Source organism: Ruegeria sp. HU-ET01832 (assembly GCF_040371315.1).
GTDB lineage: Bacteria > Pseudomonadota > Alphaproteobacteria > Rhodobacterales > Rhodobacteraceae > Ruegeria > Ruegeria lacuscaerulensis_A.
This window is the reverse complement of sequence record NZ_BAABWL010000001.1, coordinates 177,703-196,424: the sequence shown is the minus strand read 5'-3', so window position 1 is coordinate 196,424 and position 18,722 is coordinate 177,703. Positions and strand designations below refer to the sequence as shown.

General features: G+C 55.9%; 16 protein-coding genes. 6 read left to right on the top strand and 10 right to left on the bottom strand.

The genetic code is table 11. From position 1 onward, the window contains the following. Positions 1-158: 158 nt before the first annotated feature. From ABWV79_RS01025 to ABWV79_RS00990, 8 genes are all read right to left on the bottom strand, one after another. Positions 159-1,319 carry an ABC transporter substrate-binding protein gene (locus tag ABWV79_RS01025; RefSeq protein ID WP_353389802.1) on the bottom strand — a complete coding sequence of 387 codons (1,161 nt, stop codon included), beginning with the start codon at positions 1,317-1,319 and terminating at the stop codon, positions 159-161. Positions 1,320-1,348: 29 nt separating this feature from the next. After that, on the bottom strand, positions 1,349-3,235 hold the full coding sequence (locus tag ABWV79_RS01020) for an AMP-dependent synthetase/ligase (protein WP_353389801.1): 1,887 nt from the start codon (positions 3,233-3,235) through the stop codon (positions 1,349-1,351). A gap of 5 nt (positions 3,236-3,240) precedes the next feature. Further along, positions 3,241-4,014, bottom strand: a complete 774-nt coding sequence (locus tag ABWV79_RS01015; RefSeq protein WP_209197242.1) for an ABC transporter ATP-binding protein — start codon at positions 4,012-4,014, stop codon at positions 3,241-3,243. Next, positions 4,011-4,775, bottom strand: coding sequence for an ABC transporter ATP-binding protein (locus tag ABWV79_RS01010; RefSeq protein WP_353389800.1), 765 nt, complete (start codon positions 4,773-4,775; stop codon positions 4,011-4,013). The genes ABWV79_RS01015 and ABWV79_RS01010 overlap by 4 nt, the downstream gene beginning before the upstream one ends. After that, entirely contained in the window at positions 4,772-5,869 is a 1,098-nt protein-coding gene (locus tag ABWV79_RS01005) for a branched-chain amino acid ABC transporter permease (protein WP_353389799.1), read from the bottom strand. Before ABWV79_RS01005 ends, ABWV79_RS01010 begins: the two co-directional genes overlap by 4 nt. A 4-nt stretch (positions 5,870-5,873) precedes the next feature. After that, positions 5,874-6,749 carry a branched-chain amino acid ABC transporter permease gene (locus tag ABWV79_RS01000; protein WP_353389797.1) on the bottom strand — a complete coding sequence of 292 codons (876 nt, stop codon included), beginning with the start codon at positions 6,747-6,749 and terminating at the stop codon, positions 5,874-5,876. Between the two features lie 75 nt (positions 6,750-6,824). After that, positions 6,825-7,853 (bottom strand): zinc-binding dehydrogenase, encoded by a 1,029-nt coding sequence (locus ABWV79_RS00995; protein WP_353389795.1) that lies wholly within the window; start codon positions 7,851-7,853, stop codon positions 6,825-6,827. Positions 7,854-8,040: 187 nt separating this feature from the next. Beyond that, the gene (locus ABWV79_RS00990; RefSeq protein ID WP_353389793.1) at positions 8,041-8,499 is read right to left on the bottom strand and encodes a hypothetical protein; all 459 of its coding nucleotides are present in this window, start codon (positions 8,497-8,499) and stop codon (positions 8,041-8,043) included. Positions 8,500-8,956: 457 nt separating this feature from the next. Between ABWV79_RS00990 and xylB the strand changes: the two genes are divergently transcribed. The 3 genes from xylB to ABWV79_RS00975 are packed head-to-tail and all read left to right on the top strand — an operon-like array spanning position 8,957 to position 12,662. Then, positions 8,957-10,414, top strand: a complete 1,458-nt coding sequence (xylB, locus tag ABWV79_RS00985) for a xylulokinase (protein WP_353389791.1) — start codon at positions 8,957-8,959, stop codon at positions 10,412-10,414. Then, positions 10,411-11,364: an aldose epimerase family protein gene (locus tag ABWV79_RS00980; RefSeq protein ID WP_170354207.1), complete on the top strand. Its 954-nt coding sequence runs from the start codon at positions 10,411-10,413 to the stop codon at positions 11,362-11,364. Before xylB ends, ABWV79_RS00980 begins: the two co-directional genes overlap by 4 nt. Beyond that, positions 11,361-12,662, top strand: coding sequence for a cytochrome-c peroxidase (locus ABWV79_RS00975; protein ID WP_170354206.1), 1,302 nt, complete (start codon positions 11,361-11,363; stop codon positions 12,660-12,662). Before ABWV79_RS00980 ends, ABWV79_RS00975 begins: the two co-directional genes overlap by 4 nt. Here ABWV79_RS00975 and ABWV79_RS00970 read toward each other — a convergent pair whose 3' ends face one another. Both ABWV79_RS00970 and ABWV79_RS00965 read right to left on the bottom strand, forming a co-directional pair. Continuing rightward, entirely contained in the window at positions 12,663-14,174 is a 1,512-nt protein-coding gene (locus ABWV79_RS00970; RefSeq protein ID WP_353389788.1) for a CRTAC1 family protein, read from the bottom strand. Next, positions 14,164-15,381 (bottom strand): ROK family transcriptional regulator, encoded by a 1,218-nt coding sequence (locus ABWV79_RS00965; RefSeq protein ID WP_353389786.1) that lies wholly within the window; start codon positions 15,379-15,381, stop codon positions 14,164-14,166. Before ABWV79_RS00965 ends, ABWV79_RS00970 begins: the two co-directional genes overlap by 11 nt. Before the next feature lie 151 nt (positions 15,382-15,532). On the opposite strand from ABWV79_RS00965, the gene xylF reads away from it, so the two are divergent. Genes xylF through ABWV79_RS00950 form a run of 3 tightly spaced genes read left to right on the top strand, consistent with a single transcriptional unit; the run spans position 15,533 to position 18,714 of the window. After that, a complete protein-coding gene (xylF, locus tag ABWV79_RS00960) occupies positions 15,533-16,552 on the top strand; it encodes a D-xylose ABC transporter substrate-binding protein (RefSeq protein WP_170354203.1) in 1,020 nt (339 codons plus the stop codon). A gap of 60 nt (positions 16,553-16,612) precedes the next feature. After that, on the top strand, positions 16,613-17,911 hold the full coding sequence (locus tag ABWV79_RS00955) for a sugar ABC transporter permease (RefSeq protein ID WP_353389783.1): 1,299 nt from the start codon (positions 16,613-16,615) through the stop codon (positions 17,909-17,911). Further along, positions 17,911-18,714, top strand: coding sequence for an ATP-binding cassette domain-containing protein (locus ABWV79_RS00950; RefSeq protein WP_353389782.1), 804 nt, complete (start codon positions 17,911-17,913; stop codon positions 18,712-18,714). The genes ABWV79_RS00955 and ABWV79_RS00950 overlap by 1 nt, the downstream gene beginning before the upstream one ends. The last annotated feature ends 8 nt before the right edge of the window (positions 18,715-18,722 follow it).

Here is an 18,722-nt window from a genome sequence, read left to right as displayed (position 1 = left end):
GCTTTCGGGAAAAGCTCTTGTTCGGTCTCTATCAGGGGATCAACGGAACTCTAAGGTTCGACTGTCGATGTTGAGCGAGAAACACCCGCCACATGTGGCGACTATTTGAAAAGGGCCCGCATGAGCGGGCCCTTTGTTGGTTTACATCTACCGGTGTTTCACTCCTCGTAGACGATCTTCCATGCTCCGTTCTCTACAACGCTCACATAGACCGAGTCTGCGCCCTGGTGATCATCGGGGCCGTAGGTGATATGGTTGCCAACCAGCTCGTCCTGATAGTCCAGAGATTCCATTGCGGCGATAAAGCTTTCATGAGTCAGGTCGGGACCGGCGGCCTCAAGCGCCTTGACCATCATTTCGGCGGCCGAATAGCCCAGCATGGAAAAGCCAACCGGGTCTTCGCCGGTCGCAGCTTTGTATTCTTCGATGAAGGCGGCCGGGGCAGGCTCATCCGCGCGCGCCCATAGATCTTGCCAGGACGCGGCCGCATAGAACCCGTCTGTAACACCGCCGGGTACCTGCGCCACAACGGTCAGAAAGCTGGCGGACGTTCCGAGGAACTTCATATCGGCCAAGCCCATCTTCTTGGCCGTTCCAACCACGGTGATCGCCTGCCGTACGCCCAGCGCCATGGTGACGATATTGCATCCTTCTTCCTTGAGTTTGCTCAAAGATCCAACGAAATCCGTTTCATCCGGCTTATGCGTGGTTTCCGCCGCGAAGGCGATCCCGGCCTCTTCGGCACCGGCTTTGCTGCCTTCCAGAATTTCCTCACCGAAATCGGTTGGCAAATACATGGTGCAGACCTTTTGCCCTCCGAATTGCTCGGCCAGGTATTTCACGCCCACGCGGCTTTGGTCGAAATAGGTCGAGAAGGACGTGAATTTGTTGTCCATCGGTTCCTGCAGCATCTGCCGCGCTGCGGTCAAAGGCGCAACATTGGGAATACCTTTAGGGTCTAATAGCTTGAACCCAGCAACGTTCATGGGTGTGCCCAGCGATTGCAGCATCGCAAAAACTTTGTCGCGGTTCAGCAGCTTGTTATAGCCCTGCATCGCACGCGGCATCTGGTACCCGTTATCCTCGACCACGAAACGGATTTTGCGACCATGCACGCCGCCTTCGGCATTCACGCGGTCAAACACCACATTCGCGCCCTTGGTTGCAGGAACACCCACAGCGGCGAAAATACCGCTCAGGTCGTTGACCGAGCCGATGACGATTTCATCGTCGCTCACACCTTGCGTCTCGGCATTTGCGATTGTCGCCGCAGCCGTCAAAGCGGTGGCGGCCGCCAGTCGTTTGATCACGTTCCTCATGTTTTTCCTCCCTTTGGGTAGACCCTTATCTATTTGTACATGTCTTCAATCAGATGTGCGTGTTTCTTCTCAACAAAGCTGCGTTTGAGCTTCATCGTGGCGGTCAGTTCTTCGTCATCAGCGGTCAGCAGCACGTTGATCAGGCGGAAGTCCTTGATCTGCTCGACCCGCGCGAATTCCTTGTTAACGGCGTCGACCTCGGCCTTGATCTGATCCAGCACCTCGGGCGCGGCGCAGAGTGAGGCAAAGTTCGAAAACGGCACCTTGCGATCCTGCGCGAATTTTTCGACGTTTTCTTGATCGATCATGATCAGTGCCGTTAGATATTTGCGCGCATCCCCGATGATCACCGCATCCGAGATATAGTGGCTGAACTTCAGGCGGCTTTCAATTTCGGCCGGGGTGATGTTCTTGCCGCCCGCCGTGATGATGATGTCCTTGAGGCGGCCGGTTATGGTCACAAACCCGTCGGCGTCGATCTTGCCCATATCGCCGGTGCGCAGCCAGCCATCGGCGGTGAATGTTTCAGCGGTTTTGGCATTGTTGCGCCAATAGCCCTGAAAGATGTTCAGACCCTTAATCTGGATTTCACCGTCATCCGAGATGCGCACGTCATTGCCCGGCACCGCACGGCCGATGGTGCCGACCTTGTTATCCTCGGTGGTGTTCAGCGTCGCCAGACCCGAGGTTTCGGTCATTCCAAACCCTTCGACCAGTGGCACACCAATGGCCCAGTACCATTTCAGCAAATCGGCCGAGATGGGCGCGGCCCCGCTGCCGCCGCGGCGCAGTTTGTCCATCCCCAGCATCCGCCGCAGATTGCGCAAGACCAGCCGATCCCACAGCCAGAACTGGGCGGCTACACCAGCGGGCACCGGTTTGCCGGCCAGCAGGTATTCGGCTCGTGCAAACCCGGCTTTCAGTGCCATGCCAAACGCGGCGCGGCCTGAGGGGGTGGCCTCCTGCGTCAGGATTTTGACCTGCGAATAGATCTTTTCCCAAACGCGTGGCACGGCGGTGAATGTGCTGGGCGATACCTCTTGCAGGTTGGCAAAGACGGTCTCGGGGCTTTCGGCGAAATTCACCACGCATTTCGCGGCCAGCGGGAAATACACCGACACGTCGCGCTCTAGGATGTGGCACAGCGGCAGGAAACACAGCTGCTCATCGGTTTCGAATGTGGGCAGGGAATGCGCCCCGGCCTCGATCGCGGCCAGAATGTTCTCATGGCTCAGCATCGCACCTTTGGGCGTCCCGGTGGTGCCCGAGGTGTAAACCAGCAAGGCCGTATCCTGCGGCGAGGCCAGCGCGATCTCGGCGTCGAACCGGGTGGGGTCTTCGGCCTCGGCCTGCCGCCCGATCTCGTAGAGGTCGGCAACCATCATGCAGCGGTCGTGGTTCAGATCGTGCAGGCCCTCATCCTCAAGGATGATGACGTTCAGCAGGCTGGGAAGCTCGGCCTCAACCTCGAAAAACTTGTCCAGCTGCTCCTCGTTCTCGACGATCAGGAACCGGCTGTCGCTGTCATTCACGAGGTATTTCAACTGCTTGGCGGAATCCGTGGTATAGACGCCCGAGGCAATCCCACCAACGCATTGAATGCCCATATCGAACCACGCCCATTCCTTGCGGTCCTCGGACAGGATCGAGACAACCTCGCCGCGTTGCAGACCTAGTTTGCGCAGGGCCAGTCCGATCCACTTGGCGTGTTGCCAGTAATCGGCCCAGGAATAAGACTTCCAGATGCCGAAATCTTTCTCACGATGCGCGGTGCGGTCGCCCAGATCGGCGCAGCGTTTCTGGAACAGGTGACACAGTGTCGTGCATTCATCCACCAGTACCGGGCGCTGGCCGGGGGTGGCGTTGAACTGGATGCCGTTGATCTTGGTCTGAGGGCGCAGGGTGCTGATATTCATGCCGGTCACCTCCACGTCTTTTTGCGCTTCCAGCGGCGGTTTTCCCGCGCGCCTTCTTCCTGCACGCCCAGATAAAAGTTCTGGATGTCCTCGGATTGCATCAAAACATCCGCCGCGCCGTCCATAACGATGCGCCCGACCTCCATCACATAGCCATGATGGGCCAGTTCCAGAGCTGCATTGGCGTTCTGTTCGACCAGCATCATGGTCATGTTCTGTTCGTCATTGAGGCGTTTGAGGATGCCGAAAATCTCCTGCACCAGCAGCGGCGACAGACCCAGCGAAGGTTCGTCCAACAGCATGATCTTGGGGTTCGCCATCAGCCCGCGCCCAATGGCCAGCATCTGCTGCTGCCCGCCCGAGAGGGTTCCAGCCTCTTGATTGCGGCGCTCTTTCAGGATCGGGAAGTAAGAGAATACCAACTCGCGGTCATGGTCGATCTGCCCCTTGTCGGTCGCCGTATAGGCCCCGAGGCTGAGGTTTTCGTCCACGGTCATCAGGGGGAACACCTCGCGCCCTTCGGGGACATGGACGATGCCTTTTTGCACGACCTTATGCGGCTCGGACCCTTGGATTTCATCACCATCAAAGGTGATCTTGCCCTTTTCGGGGTCCATCACGCCGGATACTGTCTTCATCAGCGTCGTCTTTCCCGCGCCATTCGCACCCAGGATCGACACGATCTGGCCCGGATGCACGTCCAGCGACACGCCGCGAATGGCCATGATCGGGCCATAGAAGCTTTCGACATTGCGGATGGTCAGGATCGGCGCGCTCATGAGGCTTTCCCCAGATAGGCTTCGACCACCGCCGGGTGGGACTGCACCTGAGCCGGAGTCCCCAGAGCTAACATCGCACCATCGGCCATCGCCAACACCCGGTCGGACACGCCGGAGACCAGCCCCATGTCATGTTCCACCATCAGCACCGTGATCCCCATCTGCCGCCGGATATCGTCAATCCACCAGCGCATGTCCGTCGTCTCCTCGACCGACAAGCCCGATGCCGGTTCGTCCAGCAACAACAGCTTGGGATCGGTGGCCAGCGCGCGGGCGACCTCGACCACTTTACGGACGCCATAGGGCAGGCCCGAGATCATCTTGTCGCGGTAGGCCTGCAGGTCGAGGAAATCGATGATCTCTTCAACCTTTTCGCGGTTTTCCAACTCTTGTCGCCGCGCTGAGGGCAGGAACAGAACCTCTGAGATCAGGTTGGTTTTGCGGTGCCGATGCCGCCCGACCAGCAGGTTCTGCAGTACGGTGGCATGTTCGAACAGTTCGATATTCTGGAACGTCCGTGCCACTCCATAAGTCGCCACGCCCGAGGGTTTGACCTGCAGCAGATCATGCCCGTCAAATCGGATCGACCCGGCAAACGGGTCGTAGAACCGCGAGATCAGGTTGAACACCGTCGATTTGCCCGCACCATTGGGGCCGACGATGGCAAAGATCTCGCCCTCTTCGACTGAAAAGGACAGGTCATTCACCGCCGTCAGGCCGCCGAATTTCAGGGTTACATTCTCGAACGCCAGCAGGCTCATCTTAGGCGCTCCGTCTTGAGGTAGGATTTCTGACGCTTGAACATGTCCTTGCGGTAGAAGGGGAACAGTTCAAACCACGTGCGGATTTTCAGCCAACGCCCATACATACCCATAGGTTCAAACAGGATAAACCCGATCAGGATCATGCCGAAAATGCCGAATTCCAGCCCCGGAATTGCGACGGTACTGCCGCCGAACAGGGCACCCACATATTCCTTTGAGATCGACAGGAATTGCGGCAGGAACCCGATTACGATGGCGCCCAGAAACGCGCCGTGAATCGAGCCCAGCCCGCCGATCACGATCATCATCAGCAGCTGGATCGAGATCAGGACGCTGAACGTTTCGTTGTTGAACGCACCCGCATACATGCCCATCAGAGCGCCCGCCCAACCGGTGACGGCGCAGGACAGCGCGAATGAAATCATCTTGGTGCGCGCGATATCCACGCCCATCGCCTGCGCTGAAACTTCTGAATCGCGCACCGCGATAAAGCTGCGCCCCAAGGGCGCGCGCAGCAGGTTTATATAGCCCAGCGTCACCAGAAATGCGACCGCCAGCACCAGCCAGAAAAACGGGGCGGGGGTGCCCCAGCGGTCGATCGTCAGGCCAAATATATCGACGCCGCCTATGAACTTGCCACCAACGCCGCCGGTGATCGGCTCGGCCAGGACGATGACATCATCCATCAGGATCGACAGCGCCATGGTGAAAATCGCCAGATAGATGCCGTGCAGTCGCAGAGCAGGGATGGCCACCGTCACACCTGCGATGCCGGTCAGGATACCGGCCAGCGGAAAGGCGATCAGGAAGGGCACGCCCGCCTCAAGCAGGATGACATTGGCATAGCAGCCAAAGGCCAGAAACGCCGCGTGGCCTAGGCTGACTTGCCCTGTGTGGCCTGTCAGAACCATCAGCCCCAGACCGGCGATGGCCCAGATCAGGACATTTGTCAGCTCACCCAAATAGAAATCGTCCAGCAACCATGGGGCTGCGGCCACTACGACCAGAAGGATCAAGTAGAGGGTCAATTGATAGCCGTCTTTCCACGGCCGGATATCCTGCATGTAGTCGGTTTTGAATACAATCCGCATCTGCCTAAACCTTCTTGACCCGAACCTGACTAAACAGCCCGTTGGGGCGGAAGATCAGCACCGCCAGCAACAGCGCATAGGGTGCGATCTGGCTGTATCCGGCGGCGATATAGCGGCTGGCAAAGGGCTCGATAACGCCGACGATCAACCCTCCGGCCAGTGCGCCGGGCAGGCTGCCGAACCCGCCGATCACGGCGGCGGCAAACGCCTTGATCCCCAACAAGCCCGTGGTCGGATCGACCGAACCCTTGGCGGCAAACAGGATACCCGCAATCCCAGCAACCACGCCCGCCAGCCCCCAGATAAAGCCCTGCACCCGCTTGACGGGAACGCCCATGTAGTAGGCGGCCAGCTGGTTCTGCGAGGCGCCCTGCATTGCCAGTCCCAGCTTGGTCCGGCTGAAAAACAAATACAGTCCCCACGTCAGCAGGATGGTGACGATGATGACGGCCACATCCTCCATCCCCAACACCAGCCCGCCGAACCGCACCTCTTTCCCGGCCAGCGGGTTCTGCAACGTCTGCGGCTCGTGCCCCCAGATCAGCCCGGCGACAAATCGGATCACGAAGCCAAGGGCGATTGTCAGGATCACCACTGCCGTCTGGCTTTCGCCGAACAGCCGCCGAATGATCAGCCGATCCACCAGATACCCCAACGCCCCCATGATCCCCAACGAGATCGGCAGCGCGAGCCAGAAGGGCAGCCCCATATATTCGGTATTGGTCAGCCCGATGGTGACAAAAGCCCCCAGCATCATGAAATCGCCTTGCGCGAAATTCACCGCTTCCGTCGCCTTGTAGATCAGAACAAAACCGAGCGCGATTAGGCCGTAGACACAACCATTCGCCAGCCCGCTGATCAGCAGCTGTGCGTTATCCAAATTCACCTCCCAATGCCGGTTTGTCCGGCTTTTTGGTGCCTCTGACCGTCCTCCTTGGTCCGACGCGTTATTCTACTATGGCGTGATGATTACCTTTCCGTCACCCTTTTTCAGAGCATTAGCCAGATTTTTAATCACATCCTTCAACGCAACCCTCTGGGAAACGTCGGTTTTCCAGCGCCCATCGGCGAACCGCGCCTGTACCTCGGCTACCACACGCATCTGATCGGCGGGTGGTGTGGTGGTCATCCACTGCGTCAGCCAGAACCCCTCGATCCGCTTGCCCATAAAGATCAGTTGACCCATCTGTGTCAGCTTGGGCAGGTCAGAGCTGAGCTTGCCATAACACACCCAGCGCGCGCCGTTGGGCATGGCGCAAAAGACCTGTTCTGATATCTGATCTGCCACGGCATCCAGAAATACACGTGGCTTCAGGCCGTGGCTAAGCGCGACCAGTTTCGTTCGCATCTCGGGGTCGGACGTGACCAGAACCTCATGTGCGCCCAGGTCTTTCAAGAGTGCAATCGCATTGTCGCGGCGGACAAGCGCGATGGGCTTCAACCCCAGATCTCGGCCCAGACTGCACATCAGTTTGCCCAACTGGCTGGTCGCGGCGGAAACGATAAAGGCATCTCCTGCATTTCGCGCGATATCTACCATCGCCATAGCGGTCATTGGGTTCACGATCTGCGCCGAGCCGTCCTCGTCCGAGATGTCGGGGCGCAGTGGAATACACATCATCGCTGGTGTCGTGATGTACTCGGCCCATGCCCCCGCCTGCGCGGCCACAAAAGCCACGCGCTGTCCTTGCAAGGCTTCAGCTCCTGCTCCGGTTGCAACTACGTCGCCACAGCCCTCGAACCCGGCGGCTGTGCCTTGAACTCGGGGCTGGCCGTATTCACCCTTGATGAAGTGAATATCCGACGGATTAACAGAAGCCGCGCGCAATTTGATAAGAACCTCTCCGGGGCCTGGCACAGGAACTTGCATCTCGGCTGTTGCCAGCCAGTCAGCGGCGTCATCAATGGTCGGACCGGTAGCCGTTTCGGAATAGCCATTATGGGTTTGAACAACCGCATACATGGTCGAGGGAAGGGTGGTCATGATCTATCCTGTACTTGTATAGGGCCGCCCCTTGTACTCGGCAGATTGCATCGAAAAGGGACGGCACCAAGTTTGAATAGCCAAGCAAACGGTTATCGAAACGTCAACTTTGCTGCTTGGTGACGTTACAGGAGGTCTGCCTGAAACTCTGATTTGCAGGCAAACTCTGCGCCTTCGGCGGTCGTGATCACTGTTGGGTAAGAAGTGCCCTCAGTTCCTCGAGCTTGGCGGCAAACACTTCGGGAGAAGCCTTGATTTCGTCCAGAATGGCTATCGCGCGATTTTTCAGATCATTGGTCAGTGCGCTGTCCTTCACCGATGCGACCATTTTGTCATAGTCAAAGTTCTGAACGGCCAACGTGCCGTCCTCGATCCAGCTGTTCAAAAGATCCTGACCTTGACTGGCCAAAGCGGCGACATCTTCGGATGCCTGATTTGCCAAGTCGGTCGCGGATTGCTCGACCTGGTCGGACGCGTTTGCAGCCTGTTCTGCAACGGATTCAACAGCGTCGCTGACCGCATCACCTGCGTCCTGAGCCGCGGATTGCAACTGTTCGGCCGGCGTGGGCTCGGGTTGTGTGAGATAATAGTAAATACTCGCGCCAATACCGGCAACGAGAACGCCAAGAACAAGAGTACGTGACATAGTAGTCTCCTGATTTATGAATAAGAATGAGATGTGAAAACGCTAAGAGGAATTTAAGGGGAAAACCTTAAGCACCGCAGCAATTTAGAAAAATGAGCCATGCTACGCCCATTGCTTGTCAGCGCGTGGCAAGAAAGTGCCGCAAATTTGCCTCGCGTCCAAGCCATTGTACGAAGCATGGCGGCCAGATGGCGGCTGGAACCGTGTTGGGACTTGCACACATGACGGTTTCGAGACCCTTTTCGAAATCAAATCAGACGTTCGTGCATCAAAAAAAACGGTTTTAGTGGCGGTAAAATAGGCAGGTTGGGCTCAGGAAACTGCGTCACGCTATTTTCTAAAGTCCGTAGTGGCGAAGGTTTAATTCACTGGAAACCAAATTGCTTGAAACTTTTATTGACAATATCTTTCCGTAAAATAATTTTAGCAACTAAAATAAAATATGGGTGGTTTGAAAATGTATCTCGGTCTGGACTTGGGAACATCCGGTCTTAGGGGAATTCTTGTCAACGACGCGGGTATCGTTGAAGGTAGTGCCGAGTCTAGAATTCTCACGTCTTGCCCAAAGCCTGGTTGGTCCGAACAGTCGCCTTCGGACTGGATAGAGGCTTGCAAAGAAGTTGTCCTTCAGCTTCGTGAAGCACACGGAACGTCGTTTTCCGCGCTGCGTGGCATTGGTTTGAGCGGACACATGCATGGTGCGACCCTTCTGGATGCCAATGGCAACGTGTTGCGGCCGTGCATTCTTTGGAACGACACAAGGGCTTCGAGAGAAGCAGAGATTCTTGATCAATCACCCGGTATGCGTGCCAGTTCAGGCAATATCGTTTTTCCGGGTTTTACGGCGCCCAAGTTGGAATGGGTTCGTGCAAATGAACCTGACCTGTTCGTCAAAATTGCCAAAGTTCTGCTACCGAAAGACTACTTGCGGCTCTGGCTGACAGGAGATTACGTCAGCGACATGTCTGACAGTGCGGGGACTTCATGGCTGGACGTAGGTGCACGGCGATGGTCGGAAACTGCTCTGGAACAGAGCCACATGAACATCGAACAAATGCCCCGATTGGTCGAAGGCAGTGATCCGGGCGGAGAGTTGCGGTCCGAGTTGCAGCAAGAATGGGGGGTGTCTGGACAAGTCGTGATTGCTGGCGGAGCAGGGGACAATGCCGCTGCTGCCTGTGGGATAGGCAGTATCAGCGACGGAACTGGCTTTTTGTCTCTCGGAACCTCGGGTGTGCTGCTGGTGTCCAGGGACAAGTATGCTCCAGCGCCAGAAACAGCTGTACACTGTTTTTGCCATTCTGTCCCTGACAGGTGGATTCAGATGGGTGTTATCCTGTCTGCGACAAATAGTTTGAACTGGCTCTCCCGCAACCTTGGCCAGTCCGTTGGTGACTTGGTCGCTGCGCTGCCTGCTGATCTGGATGGCCCATCAGAGATCACGTTTCTGCCTTATCTTTCAGGTGAGCGGACGCCGCACAATGACAGTGCAATCCGTGGTGCGTTTCTGGGTGTGGATATTTCCTCGGAGGCCATCGATTTGACGCGGGCAGTCATGGAAGGCGTCGCGTTTGCAATGCGGGACTGTCTAGAGGCCCTCAAGAGTACCGGAACAAAACCAACGAGCCTTTTGGCCGTTGGCGGCGGTGCGCGATCTCATTATTGGTTGAAAAGTCTGGCCACTGTGCTCAATACGCCCCTAGCCTTGCCGCAGGGCAGTGAGTTCGGAGCCGCCATCGGCGCCGCCCGTCTGGCAATGTGCTCGGTCACTGGCGCACCCCCGGGCACTATAATGACGTCTCCCAAAATCGACAGGGTCATCGAACCTCGTCAGGACTTGGTCGATGCTTTCGAAACCGAGTACCAACGCTACCGGCAATATTATTCGGCTTTAGCACCTTTTGCCAAACGATGAACACAAGACGGGACATATCTCCGCAGATCGACAGGGTCGTTCTGAGTGATGGCGATATGCGAGTGTCGCTGCTCAGCTACGGAGCCATAACTCAAAGCTGGTGGTACAAGGGTTTACCAATGATCCTTGGATACGAGAACCCGCAGGACTATGTCGCCGACAAAAATTATCTGGGTGCAATCGTCGGGCGTGTCGCCAATCGGATCGGACAAGCGCATTTTGACATGGGAAACGTTCGTTATGAGCTTGACGCGAACGACGGTCAAAATTCTTTGCATGGTGGGCGCGCAGGACTATCGCATCAGAATTGGGCTCTTGAGAGGATAACAGTAAACGAGGCCATATTGCGCCTCACTTCCCCAGAGGGTTCCGGCGGGTTTCCGGGAGAAATCAAATTTGAAGTGCGGGTAAGGCTGGACTACCCGCGTTTGACCTATTCGATTTCGGCGCAACCGGATCGGCCGACACCCATAAGTATAGCGCAGCACAACTACTACTGCCTGGGTGGAGCGGCGGGCATTTCCGAGCATTGTCTGCGGCTCACCTCAAGCCGCTATCTTCAAGTTGACAATCGGGGAATTCCCTCTGGCAAATTTGAGGATGCAAGTGAGGGTGAGATGCAATTCAGGGTGCCGAAAGCGATCAGTGCCGCTTTGACGGACTTGGACAACTATTTCGTTTTTGACTGCAAACGAGAAAATGGGTTTCCGGTCGCTGACCTTACTGCACCCAACGGTTTGAAGTTGTCTGTCTGGTCAGACCAGGCAGGGGCGCAGGTTTACTCTGGCGCTCACCTGACGAAACCCTTTCACAAAAGCGCCGGTGTGTGCATCGAGCCGTCAGGTTATCCCAATGCGCCTAACATCCCCGAATTCCCGTCGATCATTTACACGCCCGAAACCCCTTACGAGCAGACCTTGATTTTGGAAATTTCCGAGGGTGGCACATGAGGTTTGCTGCACCGATTATTGCTTTCGGCGTGGTGATTGCGTCCATCACGACAGCAACGTCTCAGAACCTCGGTCCGAACCCAAAATTTGTTGAATCTGATCTGGCTAGTGTCCAACTTGGACGGCTGCTTTTCTATGACCCGATCTTGTCCGGAAACAGGAACATCAGCTGCGCAACTTGTCACCACCCCAAACTTGGCACGTCCGATGGGCTCTCGCTTGGGATCGGAGAAGGGGGTTCGGGTTTGGGGGCAGGGCGCAAAATTGACACGGACAACCCGCCGGAACAACGTATTCCGCGCAATTCACCGGGGCTTTGGAACCTTGGTGCAACCGAATTCACAACCTTCTTTCATGACGGGCGCCTTGAAACTGATCCGACGCGCGAGAACGGTATCAGGACGCCGCTGGGCATGCATATGCGGTCAGGTTTCAATTCAGCTTTGGCAGCTCAGGCAATGTTTCCGGTGCTTTCGCCCGATGAGATGGCAGGCCACTATTCCGAGAATGATGTCAGTCAGGCTGTACGTCTAGGGATGCTTACTCAGGAAGGGGGGGCGTGGGATCTGATTGCAGCTCGCGTCGCGGCCATCCCAGAGTATGAACACCGTTTTTCCTTAACCGCTCCTGGGGACGCGATAACGTTCTCGGCTATTGCGAATGTAATTGCAGATTTCATTGCGTTCGAATGGCGCGCCGACAACAGCCCGTTTGACCTTGCGATGCGGGGGGAAGCAGCATTGCCCGAAGAGGCACAGCGCGGCATGCAGTTGTTTTACGGGAAAGCAGGGTGCAGTACCTGTCATTCGGGCTGGTTCCAAACAGACCATAAATTTCACTCGATTGCGCTGCCGCAGATCGGACCGGGAAAAGCAGCGCGATTTGAAAGCCATACCCGAGATGATGGACGCCTGCGCGTGACTGGTGACGCAGAGGACGCGTTTGCGTTTCGCACGCCCTCGTTGCGCAATGTAACGCTGACGGCCCCATATGGGCACAACGGCGCCTATGCACGGCTTGAAGATATCGTGCGCCATCATCTCAACCCAGAGGCTTCACTGCGGTCGTACACGTTGGAAATGGCGAAACTACCTTATTTTCCTGGTGTGCAGGATCAACGGTCATTGTCGAACCCAGAGAATCTGGATGCGATTGCCAGAAGCAGCGATCTGCCGAGGATAAGTTTGACGGATCAGGAGATTAGCGCACTTCTGAGCTTTTTGGGCAGCTTGGAAGATCCCGCAGAGCGCCTTGGAGTTCCGGATCATGTTCCAAGTGGACTGCCAGTCGATCAATGATCAGCGCTCAATGCGAATGATCTGGTTCGATTGATATTCCTTCCATGCTCCTTTTTCACCATCTGGCCAAATTACGCGAACTTTTATTGCTTCGGCATCCCCCAGCCCAAAATGATGCAGCCCTGCAATGCCGCTTGCATGCCCTCCACCGATTGTGATTTCTCGGGTTTCTATACCTGACGCGGTCTTGGCCTCGATAAAGCTACCGACCGCGAAGCGATTTGACTTGTTTTGAGAAATGTCCAGCATCACCCAATTCTCGGTGTTAGGCTGGTTTTGGTAGACCTCAAGTTCCGACCCTCGGTTAACCACCACCAGATCCAGCCAACCGTCATTATTGAGGTCAGCCAAAGCCGCACCGCGAGACTTGGCCATAGAGGCAATGCCAGCCTCGACTGAAGCTTCTAGAAATTGACCATTTTCCTTTTGCAAAAGCAGGTTGTTGGGGTCATCGAAAGCCGCATCTGGCATCTGCTCGACATTTCCTTTGGCAACGAAGATATCGTCCAGACCGTCGTTGTTGACGTCCCCAAATTGTGCGTGCCATCCGGTCGATGGGCGGCCGTCGCCTCCCGTGTGCGGCCTGTGAGCGGTCGTGCCTTTGCCGAAGGTGGCGTCTCGCCAGGTCGGACCACCGGCTTTGGGATCGAAAATCTGCAACTTCTGATCGCCCATCGAAGTCAGGTAAACTTCGGGAAAGCCATCTCCTGTCAGATCCCGCGAAGCGATGCCCATCCCCCAGATCGAGTAAGGCAACCATCCGTCTTCTTTAGAATAAAGGCTTGGTGTTTCCTCCATCGCCCATAACTGCTCTTGGCCGCCGCGCACATAGTAATGGCGATCGTTACTGACGCGCAGATCCGCTTGCCCGGTGCGCGACCAGTCAGAAAACAGAATAGACAACGCGCAATAGCCTGGTTCAAGATGATCCGGTGGCTGGTAGCTGTCACCAGTTGGCCGGAATAGGACCGTGGGTCCGCAAGTTTCAAATGGGCCGTCGGGATTGCGACGCTCAACATAAGTTCCGAAGGCCAGTGTTGGCAGGGTCTGATTGGTTTCCCATGTGGCAGAGAATCCGGTTGTCCAATGATCCTCCGACTGGAAGCCCAGGGTGCTGAAGCGGCGGAACTTGCAATCAGGCTCACCCTTCAAAAGCAAATCGGGGCCCACGCGCAAAACGGCCAGATCCAGAATTCCATCACTGTCGACATCCAGCGGGTAAGCCCCAGTTACGCCGGTTATGGCAAGCGGCTCGGGGGTGTCGGCGCGAAACGATAATCCTTCGCGCGATGTGTTTCTGAACAGTTTGGATGCGTTGGTGCCGCCCGCGGCAAAGAGTTCGGGCAGCCCATCGCCGTCACAATCGAAAACGGCGACCCCGCCGCCCACAAAATGTTCCCAGCCGCCGTCATAGATATGCGTACCTAATTCAATCTTTTGGAACTGAGGAGCGCGACTTTCTGCACTGGCCGCAGATGCAAAAGCGAGCAGGATAAAAAGCTCAGGGCGCATTTGTTGCCAGCTCTTTTACCTTAAGGATCGAGACCTGCTCAATCCCGTACGCCGCAGCACCCTTAGCCCACATAAGATCGCCCCAGTGATGCGCTTTTATTTCCGGCAAGAGGGTGTCGACATTCACGACGCCACTGCGGATTCGGGCCATCACCTCGTCCGAATACAGGTGTTCCAAATCCATTTGAGCCCCGGACAGGATAATGCATTCAGGGTCAAACAGGTTGATCAGGTTGGATATCCCCAGACCAAACATCTGGCCCGCGCGGGCCAGAACGGACTTCGCCCTTTCGTCTCCGGATCGCGCGTTTTTGTGGATCTCTGCAACGGTTTCCGTTCCAGTGCCTTGATCGGCAACGGTTGCTTCCCGGATCAATGCATAGTCGCCGACATAGGCTTCAAGGCACCCTCGCTGGCCGCATTGGCAAAGCGCGCCGTCCAGTTGAACTTTGGTGTGGCCAAACTCTGCTCCGCAGCCTCTTTCCCCGCGATACAGCTTGCCGTCCAGCACAATTCCAAGCCCTACGCCGTGTTCGATCGTCACGACCAAAAAATTCTTGAGACCCTTGCCCAACCCGAAAAGTTGTTCCGCCTTTGCCACCAGGTTGGCATCGTTTTCTATAAAGGCAGGGCAAGGCAATTCCGTTTCCAGAAACTGGCTGAAGTCGACGTTTCTCTCGGTAAGGGATGAGGACCAGTGTACAAAGTTCCGTTCAGCGTCTACGAGACCGGCAATCCCGATTGACACTCCGGACAGGGAGCCCACGGTCGCGTTGATCTGAGCACAGGCTAGATCTATGGCCGTGCGAATGGTTGCTACGAATGCGCCTGGCGTCATCCGGACGTCATCCAGCGGATATTTGTATGACGTAACCTCGTTTCCTTCGAAATCTGCAAGGATGACCGAGATCATGTGGCGAGCGACTTTAAGGCCCGCAATAAGATAAGATCCGCCATCCAACTGAAGTAAAACTCTGGGTCGCCCCCTTTTGGCAGACTTGGATTGGTGTTCGGTTTCGATCTCTTTGATCAATCCTGCCGAAATGAGATCGGCTGTCGCTGCAGTAACTGTCGCCGGACTGGTTTGCAAAGCGCTGGCGATATCGATCCGTGAAATCGAGCCTTCTGTCCGGATATGTTCCAGCACCCGAAGTCGGGTGATGTTCCGCTGGTCCGCGGCATTTTGAGAAGCTTTGCTTTTCAGCATCTTGGTCTCGCGAATCTGGTTCTTAACTCAGTCTATTTGGATTCCGCCCGCCCTAATAGAGTAAATATTTTACCCACTGAATTAAATATGGTATTCAATTTCGTGAGAGCCGCGAATCGAAACACGATGGCTCGGCAAATGGGAGGAAAACATGAAAAGAATTCTCAGCTTCTCTGCTGTGGCCACTCTGTTGGCTTCGACCGCATTCGCAGAGCCAGTGGTCGGTGTGAGTTGGTCGAACTTTCAGGAAGAACGCTGGAAGACGGACGAAGCGGCCATCAAGTCTGCGCTTGAAGCAGGCGGCGCCGAGTATATTTCGGCAGACGCGCAATCGTCTTCCGCAAAGCAGTTGTCAGATATTGAAAGTCTGATTGCGCAAGGCGTGGACGCGCTTATCATTTTGGCGCAGGACGCGCAGGCAATCGGACCGGCTGTTCAAGCTGCGGCGGACGAAGGTATCCCGGTCATTGCCTATGACCGCCTGATTGAAGACGACCGTGCATTTTATCTGACCTTCGACAACGTGGAAGTCGGCAGAATGCAGGCCCGAGCTGTTTTTGAAGCCATGCCCAAGGGCAATTACGTGATGATCAAGGGCTCTCCTACTGATCCCAACGCTGATTTCCTCAGGGGTGGTCAGCAAGAAATCATTGGGGCTGCCGTTGACAGTGGCGACATCGTTATCGTTGGTGAAGCCTACACGGACGGCTGGTTGCCCGCGAACGCACAGCGAAATATGGAACAGATCCTAACCGCCAATGAAAACAATGTGGATGCTGTCGTGGCATCAAATGATGGTACTGCAGGTGGCGTTGTGGCAGCTTTGACTGCGCAGGGCATGGAAGGCATCCCGGTGTCCGGTCAGGACGGCGATCATGCAGCATTGAATCGTGTCGCGCTGGGAACTCAGACCGTTTCGGTTTGGAAGGATGCCCGCGAACTTGGTAAGGCAGCAGGTGAAATCGCAGTCGCGCTGAGTGGGGGAACAAGCCCCGCCGACGTGGAGGGCGCGGCCAGTTGGACGTCGCCTGGCGGTACCCAGATGAACTCGGTCTTCCTTGCACCTGTACCGATCACGAAGGACAACCTGTCTGTTGTTGTGGACGCCGGATGGATCCCATTGGAGGACTTGTGCCAGGGTGTCGAAAACGGACCTGCCCCTTGTAACTAAACTTAAAAGTCCCTGGCCCTGTCTGGGCCGGGGACCATTGCTGAATATGAAAGATCGGAAATGACCGAAACTTCGTCTCAGCCGATACCGGAAAAAGCAAAACCCAGCCTGTTCCAGCAGTTGGAACTGGATATGCGGCTTTTGGGAATGATCGGCGCGTTTGTCATCCTGTGCATAGGGTTCAACATCTTTACGGATGGACGGTTCCTTACGCCTCGGAACCTGTTCAATCTGTCCATTCAGACGGTTTCGGTGGCCATAATGGCCTGCGGGATGGTGTTCATCATTGTCACGCGACACATCGACTTGTCCGTTGGAGCGCTGCTTGCAACGACGTCAGCCGTGATGGCAATGACGCAAACCGAGCTTTTGCCGCAAGTACTAGGGATGGGTTTGAACAACCCTGCAACCTGGGCGATCACCATTGTCGTCGGGCTGTTTGTCGGCACGCTGATTGGTGCGTTTCATGGCTGGATGGTTGGGTATCTGACGATACCAGCCTTCATCGTTACGCTTGGTGGGTTTCTGGTTTGGCGAAACGTGGCGTGGTATTTGACCAGCGGCCAGACGATTGGCCCTCTGGATAGTACGTTCCTGATGTTTGGCGGGACGAACGGCACATTAGGCACGACGACAAGCTGGCTGTTCGGCTTTTTCGCCACCGCAATCGCGATCTGGGCTTTGTGGAGCAGTCGTCGCGCAAAAGCGGCACATGGTTTCCCTGTCAAACCCGTCTGGGCAGAGGCCACTCTGGCCGGGATAATCGCAATTGCCATCCTTGGTTACGTTTACATCGTAAACAGCTACGCCATTCCGGCGCGTCGGTTGCAACGTATGTTCGAAGCGCGCGGAGAGACAATGCCAGAGGGGCTGGTCGTCGGATACGGCATACCGATTTCTGTCCTCATATTGATCATCGTAGCCGTAACCCTAACAATTGTGGCGCGGAAAACCCGGTTTGGACGCTACATCTTTGCCACTGGTGGCAACCCGGATGCGGCAGAGCTTTCCGGCATCAATACGCGGCTGCTGACCGTGAAGATTTTTGCACTGATGGGTTTCCTATGCGCCGTTTCTGCGGTGGTTGCTTCTGCGCGCCTCGCGAACCATTCAAACGACATTGGCACGCTGGATGAACTACGGGTTATTGCTGCCGCTGTAATTGGTGGGACCGCGTTGTCCGGTGGCATCGGGACGATTTACGGCGCCATCCTTGGTGCATTGATCATGCAAGCGCTCCAATCTGGTATGGCTATGGTTGGCGTGGACGCGCCGTTTCAGAATATTGTAGTCGGCAGCGTTCTTGTGTTGGCCGTCTATATCGACATCGTCTATCGCAAACGATTGGGGGCCAAGTGATGCAAGATCAAGGCACGCAGAAAACACCCTCAAAATCTGGGCGCGGCTCCGGCGCAGCGCCATTGGTCGAAATGCGAGACATTTCGATCTCGTTCGGTGGGATCAAGGCTGTCGACCACGTGTCGGTCGATCTCTATCCGGGTGAAGTGGTCGGTCTGCTTGGGCACAACGGGGCTGGAAAATCGACGTTGATCAAGGTTCTGTCCGGCGCATATCAAATGGATCACGGCGAGATTCTGATCGATGGCAAGCTAGTCGAGATTGGCAACCCCCGTGACGCCCGCGCGAACAATATTGAGACCATCTACCAGACGCTTGCCCTGGCGGACAATCTGGACGCGACATCAAACCTTTTCCTGGGACGCGAGATGACGACGCCATTGGGGTTGGTCAACGATGCCGCCATGGAGGCCGAATGCCGAAAGATCATGGCGCAGCTCAATCCGAACTTTCAGAAGTTCAATGACCCTGTCTCTGCGCTGTCGGGTGGTCAAAGACAGTCGGTCGCGATTGCCCGGGCCGTATATTTCAACGCTCGTATTCTGATTATGGACGAGCCGACAGCGGCGCTGGGGCCGCATGAGACACAAATGGTGGCCGACCTGATTCACCAGTTGAAGGCGCAAGGTATCGGCATCTTCCTGATTGATCACGACGTGCATGCTGTGATGGAGCTATGCGATCGCGCTTCGGTCATGAAGAACGGAAAATTGGTTGGGACTGTCGATATTGCAGACGTAACAGATGACGATTTGTTGTCGATGATCATTCTCGGCAAGCAGCCAGAACAAAAAGCAGAATAGGGGGCAGA